This window comes from Brevibacillus brevis NBRC 100599 (assembly GCF_000010165.1).
Lineage (GTDB): Bacteria > Bacillota > Bacilli > Brevibacillales > Brevibacillaceae > Brevibacillus > Brevibacillus brevis_D.
Genome location: NC_012491.1, coordinates 4,425,577 through 4,438,203, shown reverse-complemented (window position 1 = coordinate 4,438,203; position 12,627 = coordinate 4,425,577). Strand labels below are relative to the sequence as shown.

The 12,627-nt window shown below is 47.9% G+C and carries 10 protein-coding genes and 1 pseudogene; 5 read left to right on the top strand and 6 right to left on the bottom strand.

The features are described from left to right. The first annotated feature begins 78 nt into the window (after window positions 1-78). Complete coding sequence (locus BBR47_RS21110; protein ID WP_015892450.1) at window positions 79-903, top strand: aldo/keto reductase; 825 nt, start codon at window positions 79-81, stop codon at window positions 901-903. 54 nt (window positions 904-957) lie between these two features. Here BBR47_RS21110 and BBR47_RS21105 read toward each other — a convergent pair. Then, window positions 958-1,645: pseudogene (locus BBR47_RS21105) on the bottom strand (YheC/YheD family protein). A gap of 266 nt (window positions 1,646-1,911) precedes the next feature. On the opposite strand from BBR47_RS21105, the gene BBR47_RS21100 reads away from it, so the two are divergent. Continuing rightward, complete coding sequence (locus BBR47_RS21100; protein ID WP_015892448.1) at window positions 1,912-2,658, top strand: IclR family transcriptional regulator; 747 nt, start codon at window positions 1,912-1,914, stop codon at window positions 2,656-2,658. A gap of 77 nt (window positions 2,659-2,735) precedes the next feature. Here the strand turns inward: BBR47_RS21100 and BBR47_RS21095 are convergent, their stop codons facing one another. Next, the gene (locus BBR47_RS21095) at window positions 2,736-4,025 is read right to left on the bottom strand and encodes an MFS transporter (protein WP_041749908.1); all 1,290 of its coding nucleotides are present in this window, start codon (window positions 4,023-4,025) and stop codon (window positions 2,736-2,738) included. Window positions 4,026-4,047: 22 nt separating this feature from the next. Further along, window positions 4,048-4,464: a MarR family winged helix-turn-helix transcriptional regulator gene (locus BBR47_RS21090; protein WP_041749553.1), complete on the bottom strand. Its 417-nt coding sequence runs from the start codon at window positions 4,462-4,464 to the stop codon at window positions 4,048-4,050. A 412-nt stretch (window positions 4,465-4,876) separates the two neighbouring features. Between BBR47_RS21090 and BBR47_RS21085 the strand changes: the two genes are divergently transcribed. Together BBR47_RS21085 and BBR47_RS21080 are read left to right on the top strand one after the other, a co-directional pair. Next, on the top strand, window positions 4,877-5,509 hold the full coding sequence (locus BBR47_RS21085) for a TetR/AcrR family transcriptional regulator (RefSeq protein WP_015892445.1): 633 nt from the start codon (window positions 4,877-4,879) through the stop codon (window positions 5,507-5,509). A 9-nt stretch (window positions 5,510-5,518) separates the two neighbouring features. Further along, entirely contained in the window at window positions 5,519-6,022 is a 504-nt protein-coding gene (locus BBR47_RS21080; protein WP_015892444.1) for a DUF4188 domain-containing protein, read from the top strand. An 85-nt stretch (window positions 6,023-6,107) separates the two neighbouring features. Here BBR47_RS21080 and BBR47_RS21075 read toward each other — a convergent pair whose 3' ends face one another. From BBR47_RS21075 to acnA, 3 genes are all read right to left on the bottom strand, one after another. After that, complete coding sequence (locus BBR47_RS21075) at window positions 6,108-6,431, bottom strand: DUF3892 domain-containing protein (protein WP_015892443.1); 324 nt, start codon at window positions 6,429-6,431, stop codon at window positions 6,108-6,110. A 63-nt stretch (window positions 6,432-6,494) separates the two neighbouring features. Next, window positions 6,495-7,676 carry an alanine racemase gene (gene alr / locus BBR47_RS21070; protein WP_015892442.1) on the bottom strand — a complete coding sequence of 394 codons (1,182 nt, stop codon included), beginning with the start codon at window positions 7,674-7,676 and terminating at the stop codon, window positions 6,495-6,497. A 176-nt stretch (window positions 7,677-7,852) separates the two neighbouring features. Continuing rightward, on the bottom strand, window positions 7,853-10,582 hold the full coding sequence (acnA, locus tag BBR47_RS21065; protein ID WP_015892441.1) for an aconitate hydratase AcnA: 2,730 nt from the start codon (window positions 10,580-10,582) through the stop codon (window positions 7,853-7,855). Window positions 10,583-10,869: 287 nt separating this feature from the next. Here acnA and BBR47_RS21060 point away from each other — a divergent pair, with 287 nt between their 5' ends. Beyond that, window positions 10,870-12,627: an ABC transporter ATP-binding protein gene (locus BBR47_RS21060; protein ID WP_015892440.1), complete on the top strand. Its 1,758-nt coding sequence runs from the start codon at window positions 10,870-10,872 to the stop codon at window positions 12,625-12,627.

Sequence of the window (12,627 nt, the reverse complement as noted above, 5' to 3'; positions counted from 1 at the left end):
CAAGGTTTGCTCCATTTTGTATTTATGTTACACTTTCTTAATGTAAGTACATATCAGCGATAGACGGGAGGAGATCCAATGGCAACACATATCACAGATCATTCCGTTTTGAACAACGGGGTGAAGATGCCCTGGCTGGGTCTGGGTGTCTGGAAGGCAAAAGACGGAAACGAAACGTTGGCCGTCCGATCCGCGATTGAGGCGGGTTATCGCAGTATAGACACGGCAGCTATCTACGGCAACGAAGCCGGCGTAGGCGAAGGAATCCGTCAAGCCGGGATTGATCGCGACCAATTGTTCATCACGACCAAGGTGTGGAATGCGGATCAAGGCTACGAGTCAACGCTGAAGGCTTTTGATGAAAGTATGAAAAAGTTGGGTACGGATACGTTGGATTTGTACCTGATTCACTGGCCGGTAAAAGGCAAGTATGTAGATACATGGAGAGCCTTGGAAAAGCTATACCGCGATGGATATGTACGTGCGATTGGCGTCAGTAATTTTCATAGCCACTACCTCGAGGATTTGCGCCAACATAGCGAGATCATTCCGGTTGTCAACCAAGTCGAGTATCATCCCTTGCTTACCCAAAAAGAGTTGCATGAGTATTGCAAAGAGCACCATATTCAACTAGAAGCATGGAGCCCGTTGATGCAAGGAAATCTCGATCATCCTCTCTTGGTAGAATTGGGACAAAAATACGGCAAGTCTCCTGCGCAAATTGTGCTTCGCTGGGATTTGGAAAACCAAGTGGTGACCATTCCGAAGTCGATCACACCAGAGCGGATTCGCCAGAACGCAGATGTTTTTGATTTCACCCTCAGCACAGAGGATGTAGAAAAAATCACTGCTCTAAATGACAACAAGCGTTTTGGGCCAGACCCCGATCATTTTGATTTTTAAAGGTACCGCCACATCAGATAAAAGGGGAACCGTGACAGAACGGCTCCCCTTTTTTTATACGTGTCTTCGATAGGCACATATGTTTTTGTACATCGATTTGTCGGCAAGCTTCAGGAATAGGGTAATGTCTGGTCGTAGATTGGCTTCAATAATCCACACCCGACCACTTGCGTCAATGCCCATATCCAGCCCGAAGACTCTCTGGCGTGTGTAATAGCGTGCCAACGAGTATGGCGATTCTTCGTAGGCGAGCAATGATCGTGGAGGCAGAAGCGCCGCGAATCGAGGAGCGTTGAATGGCTAAGCGGATCGGCAGCACACGTCCTTTGCTTCTTTTGACATTGGTAATGATGTAGCCTTTACCTGCTACTTTTGCAAGCATTCCAGTGACGACCCAGGGAGAGCCTGGTCTTTTTTGAACCATCACTCTTACATCGAACAAGGAATCATTGACGCGTGCCAGTGTGATACCGCGTTGAATCAGATAAGGGGTCGTTATTTTTCTTCGCAAATACCTGTAGGTCTCCAACTTGCCACCCAATGTGAGTTGTGCAGGTCCACGCTGGACACGGTAACGGTTCTTGGTTTTCCGTGTGACGAGCATGACGCCAGCACCACCACTACCTGTTGCTGGTTTGACGATCACCTTTTTGTATCGATCCAGAAAAGCATATAAAGACTGCTTGGAAAAACGACGTGTCCGGGGTAAGGCCGAGACAAGTGAAGAGCTTGCACGCAGCACGCTATGCTTGGTCAGTTTTGATTCGCTTTTTTTGCCCAAGGAGGTCACTCCCCCAATCGAGAATAAAAAGATTGCAATCTTTCTGTCAATGTATGTCCGATCTGGGTTCAGTGCTTGTGGGAATGTCCTCGTCAACAGAAAATAGGTAGGGAAGACTTCGGATTCGCTCTTTACTATGCTTTATTTTTTCGTATACTGAAAAGTAGCATATTCGTTTCATCAGATGAAACGATCGGAACAAAGTAGGAAGCGGGTGTCAAACACTTATGGAAGAAGAACAAAAAGCAAACGTTCGAGCAGTCGATCGGGCTTTGGATATCCTGCTCTGTTTTACAGACGCGACGGATCTGGGCCTGAGTGAGATAGCGAGTCGACTCTCCTTGCATAAAAGTACCGTGCACCGTTTGCTGGCAACGCTGGAGAACAAAGGGTTTCTGATACGAGATGTCCAGACGGAGAAGTATCGACTTGGGTTTCGAGTTTGGGAGTTATCCGCCAATTTGTCGCAAAACGATGATCCAGCGACATTGCTGCTGCCGGAGATGGAGCGATTGCGGGATTTGGTGGAGGAAACGATCAGTCTGTATGTGCGGGATGGAAACGAGCGGATACGCGTACAGGCAGTCCAAAGCAAGCAGCCGATTCGCAGGGTGGCCCCAATTGGAGCGCGTATGCCACTCGCGGTGGGAGCATCGAGCAAGGTACTCGTTGCTTACGCAGAACCTTTCATTTTGCAGGAAGTCATCAGCGATCCGAATTGGCCTGACTTTGTGAACAAGGAGTCTTTCATTGAGCAATTGGATCAAATCAGGAAGCAAGGCTTCGCGACTAGCGTGGAGGAACGGGAGCTGGGGACAGCAGCCGTAGCCGTCCCGATATTCAACCGCAACGGACAATTGGTAGCGTCTATTGCAGCGTCTGGTCCATCCAACCGCCTGACTCCTGAAAAAATGAGCCAATATGCGCCGTACATCATGGAAGCAGCCTATCGGATGGGGAAAATGATGAAATAATCAAGAAGCCAGTTGACACGAAAATAAGGTGTCAGACTGGCTTTGTTTTTTGAGGATCGAACTCCGTTATCTGATTCTTATTCTGTGCATGCCTTCTCATGACTTGTAGCCTTAACTGATTCAGGCAGTAAGAGATTCAAAACAGCAGCTCCCACCAGTAAAAAGACTGAGACATAAAAGGCCAGCGTATAATGACCCGTCTGCTCAAAAATCATTCCAGGCAAGTATGCCCCCAACGCTGACCCAGCCTGATGACTCAGAAAAAGCCAACCCATGACAAGTCCCATGGAGTAATTTTTGAAATGCTGCGTTGCTAGCAGTTGGGTAGGAGCTACCGTTGCAAAATCGACAAGCCCAAAAGAGATGGAAAACAGAATCAACAAAGATGGATGTGCGACAAAAAACAGGAGAAGTTCGGGATCACTCACAAATACAATCAAGAAACCGATTGAAACGGCTCGCAATAGGTATAGGGTCGCCAAAAATTTTCTACTGCTCCAGCGATCCGCAATAAAACCGGACAATAAAGTCCCCAGTGTGTTGAAAGCAGCCAACAGGCTTATGGCCGAACCAGTTACGGTTGTTGAAAAACCGCAAAGCTGGGTAAATGGGATCAAATGAGTATCCATCAAGCCGGTGGTGGTAAATCCGCAGATAAAAAAGGGCAATAGCAGGAACCAGAAATTCCTGGATCGAAAAATACCCCTGACTGGTAGCTTGCTGGCAGAGGCTATTTGGCTGCTTGCGTTTTCTTCTTCCCGTGAGCCCCCGATAGGATGCAGGCCTTTTTCCGCTGGATGATTCCGCAAAAGGAGAAGCAAAACGGGAAAAATAACAATCAGCAGAAAGAGAGCAAAAACGGCGACGGCCATTTTCCAATCGAACCACTGTATGAAGAAAAGAGATACAGGAACCATCACCATTTGCCCAACACTGAAGCCTGCCTCCAAAAATCCGAATGCGACGCCTCGTTTTTCGTTAAACCAATTTGTGATGATGACACTTGCCGCTACATTGGATGCTCCACCCACGCCAATGGACGCAATTACGCCATAAAGGAGGAACAATTGCCAGGGGGATGTTACCCATTGTGTGAACATCATGCTAAGGCCTACCAAGAGCGTACTGTATAGCAGGATGGTGCGGGCTCCAAAGCGATCGATCAGCCTGCCGGCAATTGGTTGGGAAATCCCATAAACGACAAAGCTTAACGCCGAGATGAGTGAAATGGTCCCGCGATCAAGAGAAAATTGGTTCTCCCAGGGTTCAATAAAGGCGCCAAAAGAAAGTCTTATTCCCTGTACTGCTGATAAAGCGGCAAATGTGACGAATAAAATAATCCAAGCATAATGTAGTTTCCACTTCAGCATCGTTGAAAATAGCACCTTTCTAGCTTAATCCTAATTTGGTCAACATGTTTTTAAGCAGTTTCGCTTCCTCCTCGCTAAAAAGGGAGATCACCGCGTTATTTACTTCCTCGGTCAGCTGATTCAATGGTTTCTCCAGCTCTTTGCCTTTCGGAGTTAGAAAAATGAGGTTTGTTCGGCGGTCATTGGGATCAGAACGTCTCTCAATGAGCTCTAATTTTTCTAATCGATCCAGCACGCCTGTGATCGTTGCTCCATCCAACCGAAGTCGCGCTCCCAACTCAACTCCCTTTTGCCCATCCTTTTCCCAAAGGGCATGCAACAGAATAAACTGCACAGGAGTTACTCCGTAGGTGGATAGTGCGGCCTTTTCCATTTGCCACACTTTTTGATATGCCTTTCCCAGTAGAAACCCATAGCAATCTTCAATCCGATCCATATGTACCTCCTTATTTGCCAACTTGTAGAGTCATCATAGGAACATGATATCACGCACACATATAATTTGTATACAAATTATATGTGTATAAATTACACGTGGCCGATTTCCACTTCGGTTCATCTGCTTATGCGGGTTCGCACGTATCTGGCGATAAAAGAAGAAGAGCCTACGGACTCGCTGCAGGCGCGGCTGTATTGTTTTTGGGTTCCGGCGTGTTATTGGTCGTGGCTCTATGCAGCATATTTGGCGTAAGAGATCGTTCTTCGTAACATTTATGACTGACTTTCCCAATACTACTGCCGTATCGTCAGCACAAGAAGACGAGTTTTTTACTAAAATAAAAAACTTTACTTAAGTTAATTTATATACTAAGATAAATAAAAATGGAAATATGGAAAAGGAGTCCAAGATGGCAGAAGCATTAACCCTACGTGAGAAAAAGAAAGCCAAAACCAAATTCGCCCTTCTGGACGCTGCCTTGGAGCTAATAGGCGACGGGAGCTTCCGAAATGTACTGGTGGATGACATTTGCGAACGAGCAGAGGTGTCGAAGGTCACATTCTTTAAATTTTTCCCGCAAAAGGAAGAGCTCTTGGTTTATTACATGAGCATTTGGCAAGCAGAGTGTTTCATTGAGCTGCAGAGTACTGCCAAGAGAGGCTGGGAAGCGGTGCGGCATATTTTTGCCAAGGTTACGAGCGATGGTGTGAAGCAGCCGGGGATCATGCTTAGCCTTATCAGCTTTTTAGCCGAGCAAAAAATGCACCCGAGTGTCCCGCTTCTATCTGATGCTGAATTGCATTTGCGCTTCCCCGCACATGAGGAGAGAGAAGCCATTAGAGCTACTGATCTGCATCAGCTTTTCCAAAAGTGCGTGCAAGAAGCAGCCGAGGATGGTCAGCTTGCCCTTCACCTGTCGGAGGAGGAAGGCGTTATTTTGCTATTCTCGATGTTTTACGGAGCCTATCTGACGGCACATTTGTTTCATGTGTCTGATTATATGGCGTGTTACGAACTGCATCTCAAATCATTGATAAGGTAGGGGAGTCGGATGGCAAAAGTAGTTCCGGGGCGTTTTACAGCACAAATGGAAGGATCTTTCGTCGTATTTATCATCGGGATGCGAATCAACCGTATGCTTGCGGTTCACAAGTGGATGCCAGTAGCCAATGCGATGGGAGGTATGATGCGAGAGTTGTATCAGCACCCGGAGCTCGGATTATTGGGGCACACTTCGCATTTTAATCTGCGTGAAATCACCCTGATCCAGTACTGGCGATCCTATGAGCATCTGGAAAATTACGCGAGAAAAAACCACAATCATTTGAGCGCGTGGAAGAAGTTCAACCAAGCGGTAGGAACGGATGGAACGGTTGGGATTTTTCACGAGACGTACTTGGTCGATGCAGGAAAATACGAATGCCTATACGGAAATATGCCTGTCTGGGGATTGGCCAAGGCGGGTGAGCATCTACCGGCTGTGGGAAAAAGGGAGACGGCACGCCGCCGTTTGGGCGGTGAGAACGAGCCAGCGCTTCCTACTCCTACTCAATAAAGAGAAGATACCTCGGAAGCAATTACATTCTGTCGTAAACAAGCACAAGGTCGCCCCGCTTCTGCTGTGGGCGACCCTTTTGCCTTTAAAAGTCAGGCAGGCGATCCAAATTGTTTTCCTTGATGCCGTCTGGCTCACTCCGCAGAATGTCTCTCCCATACTTGTGAAACTCGTCTACATGAGCCAGCTTGCCAGCCTTTGCATCGTTGAGTGCGGTGATATAGTCGAGCTCTCGGCCAGTGTCCGTTTTAAAGGCGATCAAGTCTCCATCTTCGTTTTTCCTGACGGCGACGATTTGCTCTTTTCCGGTATTCGTCAGCGGACTGTTATCTTCATTTTCCTGGATCGCCTGTTGTTCTCCGGCATTTTTGTACGATTCATAAATTTGTTCAAAGTTTCGTTGATCCATGTATCATCCCTCCTCATCAGTAGGGTGCCTAAAATAGGGGAGAACATGTATTCGTTTTGGCATTTACCCTTCCGGCAACAGATGAGAGATTTCTACAACCACCCCTTTTTCCAAAAAGAGGCGCGGGATGCGATTACTGAGGGTGGCAACGACTTCATAATTGATCGTTCCGAGCATTTCGGCAATCTCATCGACAGGGATCTCGCGGTTTCCTTGCTTGCCATAAATCACGACTTCATCGCCTTGCTTTCCACTGCCTTCTCCCAAGCTGACCATCATCTGATCCATTGTCACTCGCCCTGCGATTGGCAAACGTCTGCCTTGATACAGAACAAATCCCCGGTTAGAGAGAGCGCGCGAATACCCGTCGGCATAACCGATTGGAACCGTCCCGATGACCTCTCCGCGTTTTGCTATGTAGGTAGCGCCATAACTGATGGTAAACGGCGGTGTCAGCATTGTCTTCACATAGGAAAAGCGCGATTTCAAGCTGAGAGCCGGAACGAGCTTGACGCGATTGAGTTGCCGGATATAAGCGGATGGGTACAGCCCATACATGCCGATTCCGAGGCGGATCATATCGGCGCTGTATTCGGGAAAAGCAATGGTAGCGGCGGTGTTGCACATGTGTACGGTTGGAAGCTCGAAGCCTCGTTCCTTCAGATAACGAAGATACTGAACAAACAACTCGTGCTGCGCTTTGGTCAATGTGTGATCCGGTTCATCCGCAGTGGAAAAATGGGTGAAGATTCCGGTCCATGCAAGTGAAGAGCTAGACGTTAAGGCCGTCACGACTGAAAGCAACGCAGATTTTGTCCGTACGCCCAAACGACCCATACCTGTATCGATGTTGATATGGATGTTTAGACGATTAGTGAAAGCTGTTGATTTGATTATTTTATCGGCTTTTTTGATCCAATCGGCCTGGAAGGCAGACAGCTCAATATTCCAGGCAATCGCCTCTTTGACACGTGAAAGAGGTGTGAATCCCAGCACGAGTATAGGGGCTACAATTCCCGCCTTTCGCAAGACGATGCCTTCTTCCAGAATGGCGACAGCGAGGGAAGTAGCCCCGTACTCAAGGGCATGGCGAGCTACTCCGACAGAACCATGGCCATAGGCATTCGCTTTTACAACCGCCATGATTTTCGTCTGTTTAGGAATATGCCGGCGTATCGACTGAATGTTTTTCTTGATAGCATCGAGATTTACCTCAATCCAGGTTTCGCGAAACAACTGATTCATCACGAATCCCTCCCTTTTTCTGGGAAACAATCCCTCTTTCATGCGTATTCACGGCATCTTCCACTTAAGCGTGGCCTATCAGGAAGGGAACGTAAAAAGAGCAGACTGCCGAATACTCGGAGTCTGCTCTTTTGGTTGGGTGGGTGCTGATACGAACTTATTTGTTATTCGTTTGCTTACGCGTTTACTGGTTTGCCTTCATCCAGCAATTGACGCAGAACCGTTTGCAGGATACCACCATTGCGGTAGTAGTCTACGTCTACCATGGAATCGAGGCGCACGATTACTTCGAATTCGAAAGTGCTTCCGTCTTTCTTCGTTGCTTCTACTTTTACGCGTTGACCAGGTTGAACATCATCGGAGAGACCTACAATGTTGAAGGACTCAGTACCGTCGATGCCGAGGGACTTCCAGCTTTGGTCACCAGCGAATTGCAGAGGCAGAACGCCCATACCAACCAGGTTAGCACGGTGGATACGCTCGAAGCTCTCAGCGATAACTGCTTTGATACCCAAGAGGAATGTACCTTTTGCTGCCCAGTCACGGGAAGAACCAGTACCGTACTCTTTACCAGCCAGTACAACGAGTGGAGTACCGTCTGCTTGATACTTCATGGAAGCATCGTAGATGGACATTACTTCGTCAGTTGGCAAGTATTTGGTTACGCCGCCCTCAGTTCCAGGAGCTACTTGGTTGCGGATACGGATGTTTGCAAATGTACCGCGCATCATTACATCGTGGCTACCACGACGAGCACCGTAGGAGTTGAAGTCTTTGCGCTCTACGCCGTTTGCTTGCAGATACAGACCTGCTGGGCTAGTTGGCGAGATGTTACCTGCTGGGGAGATATGGTCAGTTGTCACAGAATCACCGAAGAGTGCGATGGTGTTCGCTGCTTTGATGTCTGCGATCTTAGCGATTTCTCCAGCCAGGTTTTGGAAGAATGGCGGTTCTTGGATGTACGTGGATTTTTCATCCCACTCGTACAGGTCGCCAGTTGGAACGTCGATTTTGTTCCAAGCTTCGTTTTGCGTGAACACTTGGCCGTACTCAGCGCGGAACAGAGCAGGATTCATCGCTTTGTCCATTGCAGCTGCGATCTCTTGTGGAGATGGCCAGATGTCTTTCAAGAATACAGGTTGACCGTCTTTGCCAGTGCCGATTGGCTCTGTAGTCAGGTCGATATCTACAGTACCTGCCAGTGCATAGGCGATAACCAATGGAGGAGAAGCGAGGTAGTTCGCTTTTACCTGTGCATGGATACGACCTTCGAAGTTACGGTTACCGGAGAGTACCGCTGCAACTGTCAGATCTTCGTCTGCGATAGCTTTGCTGGTTTCCTCTGGCAATGGACCGGAGTTACCGATGCAAGTGGTGCAACCATAACCTACTACGTTGAATCCGATAGCATCCAAGGAGTCGATCAGACCAGCGTCAGTCAGGTATTGTGTAACTACGCGGGAACCTGGAGCCAGGGAGCTTTTTACGAAAGCAGGCTTTTTCAGGCCTTTTTCCACAGCTTTTTTCGCCAGGATACCAGCACCCAGCATTACGCTAGGATTTGATGTATTGGTACAGGAAGTGATCGCTGCGATTACAACAGCACCTGTTTTCAGCGTAGCTTTTTCACCGTTTGGATAAGCAACTGGTGCGCTAGCTGCGATTTTCTCTTCAGAGAGACCAAATCCGCCTTTTTCGATCGGCGTACGGAGGCTGTTATTGAAGGATTCCTTCATAGCAGTCAGTTCTACGCGGTCTTGAGGACGTTTTGGACCAGCCAAGCTAGGTACGACTGTGGACAGATCCAGTTCCAATGTTTCGGAGAATACTGGGTCAACAGTCTCGTCAGTACGGAAGAGGCCTTGTGCTTTGGTGTAAGTCTCAACCAAGGAGATGAGGTCTTCTTCACGACCAGTTTGACGCATGTAGTTGAGTGTTTCAGCATCTACTGGGAAGAAGCCCATTGTAGCGCCGTACTCAGGTGCCATGTTTGCTACGGTAGCGCGGTCAGCCAGCGAGATGTTGGACAGGCCTGGTCCGTAGAACTCCACGAATTTACCTACAACGCCTTTTTTACGAAGCATTTGCGTAACAGTCAGAGCGAGGTCAGTTGCAGTTGCACCAGCATTCAGTGTGCCAGTCAGTTTGAAACCAACTACTTCTGGCGTTACGAAATACAGAGGTTGGCCGAGCATTCCTGCTTCTGCCTCGATACCACCAACACCCCATCCAAGAACACCAAGACCGTTGATCATAGTGGTGTGGGAGTCAGTACCTACGAGAGAGTCAGGGAAAGCAACCAATTCGCCATCTACTTCACGAGTAGCGATTACAGTTGCGAGGTACTCCAAGTTTACTTGGTGAACGATACCAGTAGCTGGAGGAACCGCACGGAAGTTGTCAAACGCAGTTTGTGCCCAACGCAGGAAGCGGTAGCGCTCTTGGTTGCGTTCGAATTCCAATTTCATGTTGTTGTCCAGAGCGGACGCGTTACCGAAATCGTCAACCATGACGGAGTGGTCGATAACGAGGTCAACTGGAACCAATGGGTTGATTCGTTTTGGATCTCCACCAGCGCGCTTCATCGCGATGCGCATCGCTGCCAGGTCAACTACAGCCGGTACACCGGTGAAGTCTTGCAGAACGATACGAGCTGGCATGAGAGGAACTTCTTGGTTTTCGTCGCGGCCTTTTGTCCAGGTCGCCAATTGTTGTACGTGTTCTTTGGTGATCGCACGGCCGTCGAACTGACGTACAGCAGCCTCGAGCAGAACTTTAATGGAGAACGGCAGTTTGGAAACATCGCCCAATCCTTGTTCTTCCAACCCTTGCAGGCGATAGTAAGCAAAAGACTTGTCGCCTACTTGCAGGGATGACTTTACTTTGTAAGCATCTTTGTTAGCCAATGTATACAACCTCCCTATAATATCTTGGAGTTTCATCTGGTGAAACGTTGTTTCGTTTCTTCATTACGAACCTATTATATACGATTTGTTTCCCGGCTTCTACCCCAAATTCATCATTTATATACAAAAATCACAGGTAAAGAAAATTGGATCAGAAACGTCTTCTTATTAGAAAGAAGATAATTGCACGCACTTCAATATTATCCCGTTTATATTTCGTTTACATTCATGCAGTATCTTATCACTTGTAAGTGAAAATGAGGAGGAAAAAGGGGAGAAATGAACGAATGGAACAAACCAATAGCGTAGCGAAATGGGGAAACTGGCGGCCTTTTTTTCGATTAATAAGGGGAACAAAGCCATCCAAGCTAAAAATCGGTGTCGCATTGTTCATGAGCATCGCCACCACACTGGTGAGCTTAGTGATTCCACTGTTTACGAAGGATTTGGTGGACGGTTTTTCCCTGTCGACGATCACCACACCACAAATCATTCTATTGATCGTTGCCTTTGTCGCACAAGCCATTGCAGGCGGGTTATCCATCTACTTATTAAATCATGTCGGCGAGAGTGTGGTGGCCTCACTCCGTGAACGACTATGGAAAAAATTGCTCGTCCTGCCGATCTCTTATTATGATAACAACCGGACAGGTGATACGATCAGTCGAATGACCAACGATACCGGCGTTGTGAAAAGCCTGATTACAGAGCACCTGTCCAGCTTTTTCACAGGATTGATCACGATTGTTGGTTCTGTGGTGACCTTGCTCTACCTCGATTGGCAAATGACGTTAACCATGCTCATTGCTGTACCGCTGTGCATCGGGATTCTCATGCCGCTTGGCAGTCAGATGTACAAAATTTCGAAAGGTCTGCAAAATGAGACTGCCAGCTTTACAACCATTATGAATCAAGTGCTCCAAGAGATGCGGCTTGTCAAATCTTCGAATGCCGAAACCCACGAACTGGGAATGGGAACAAAGGCAATCGGAAATTTGTTCCGATTCGGGTTAAGAGAAGGAAAAGTCCAAGCCGTCATTGGACCGCTAATGTCCTTTATCCTGATGGTGCTGCTCGTAGTTGTGATCGGCTATGGTGGCATGCGCGTGTCCATGGGAGCATTGACAGCTGGTGAACTGGTTGCGTTTATTTTGTATCTGGTGCAAATTGTCATCCCACTGGGGCAATTCACACAGTTTTTCACCTCGTTACAAAAAGCCATGGGGGCAACCGAAAGAATCATTGCGACTCTCGACGCCGAAGAAGAAGATCTTTTGACAGGACGGACGCTTGAAAACGCGGGACTGCCCATCCATTTGAGCCATGTGAGCTTCGCCTATGAGAACGGGGAAAAGATTCTCGATGATGTCAGCTTTACGATTGGGGCAGGAAAAGTAAATGCGATTGTCGGACCGAGCGGTAGCGGCAAGACGACGTTGTTTTCCTTGGTTGAAAGGTATTACCAGCCAATCAGTGGAGAAATCAGGCTGGGCAATGAACCCGTCACAGATTTTTCCTTGAAGTCATGGAGAAGTCAAATCGGCTACGTGTCCCAGGAAAGTCCATTGATCGCCGGAACCATCCGAGAAAATATTTGCTACGGGATTTCACGGACGATTAGTGACGAGGAGCTGAAGGAAGCGGCCAAGATGGCCTATGCGGATCAATTTATTGAGGAATTGCCGAATGGCTATGAGACAGAAGTAGGGGAGCGAGGCATGAAGCTATCGGGTGGACAGCGACAACGAATCGGCATTGCCCGTGCACTGCTTCGCGACCCGCAAATCTTGATGCTGGATGAAGCTACCTCTAGTTTGGACAGCAATTCCGAGATGATTGTCCAGAAGGCATTGCAAAATTTGATGAAGGGACGTACCACCCTTGTGATTGCCCATCGCTTGTCGACTGTGGTGGAAGCAGATCAAATCATCTTTTTGGAAAAGGGAAAAATCACAGGTATGGGTACACATGAAGAGCTTTATCAAACCCATGAGATGTACCGGGAATTAGCTAGCCAGCAATTGCTCGTAAAAGAGAGGGTGTAG

What these genes read in the sequence shown, in the direction of transcription:
- BBR47_RS21110 (WP_015892450.1), top strand. Translation starts at nt 79, where the DNA reads ATGGCAACACATATCACAGATCATTCCGTTTTGAACAACGGGGTGAAG.
- BBR47_RS21100 (WP_015892448.1), top strand. Translation starts at nt 1,912, where the DNA reads ATGGAAGAAGAACAAAAAGCAAACGTTCGAGCAGTCGATCGGGCTTTG.
- BBR47_RS21090 (WP_041749553.1), bottom strand. Translation starts at nt 4,464, where the DNA reads ATGGATCGGATTGAAGATTGCTATGGGTTTCTACTGGGAAAGGCATAT.
- BBR47_RS21085 (WP_015892445.1), top strand. Translation starts at nt 4,877, where the DNA reads ATGGCAGAAGCATTAACCCTACGTGAGAAAAAGAAAGCCAAAACCAAA.
- BBR47_RS21080 (WP_015892444.1), top strand. Translation starts at nt 5,519, where the DNA reads ATGGCAAAAGTAGTTCCGGGGCGTTTTACAGCACAAATGGAAGGATCT.
- BBR47_RS21075 (WP_015892443.1), bottom strand. Translation starts at nt 6,431, where the DNA reads ATGGATCAACGAAACTTTGAACAAATTTATGAATCGTACAAAAATGCC.
- alr (WP_015892442.1), bottom strand. Translation starts at nt 7,676, where the DNA reads ATGAATCAGTTGTTTCGCGAAACCTGGATTGAGGTAAATCTCGATGCT.
- BBR47_RS21060 (WP_015892440.1), top strand. Translation starts at nt 10,870, where the DNA reads ATGGAACAAACCAATAGCGTAGCGAAATGGGGAAACTGGCGGCCTTTT.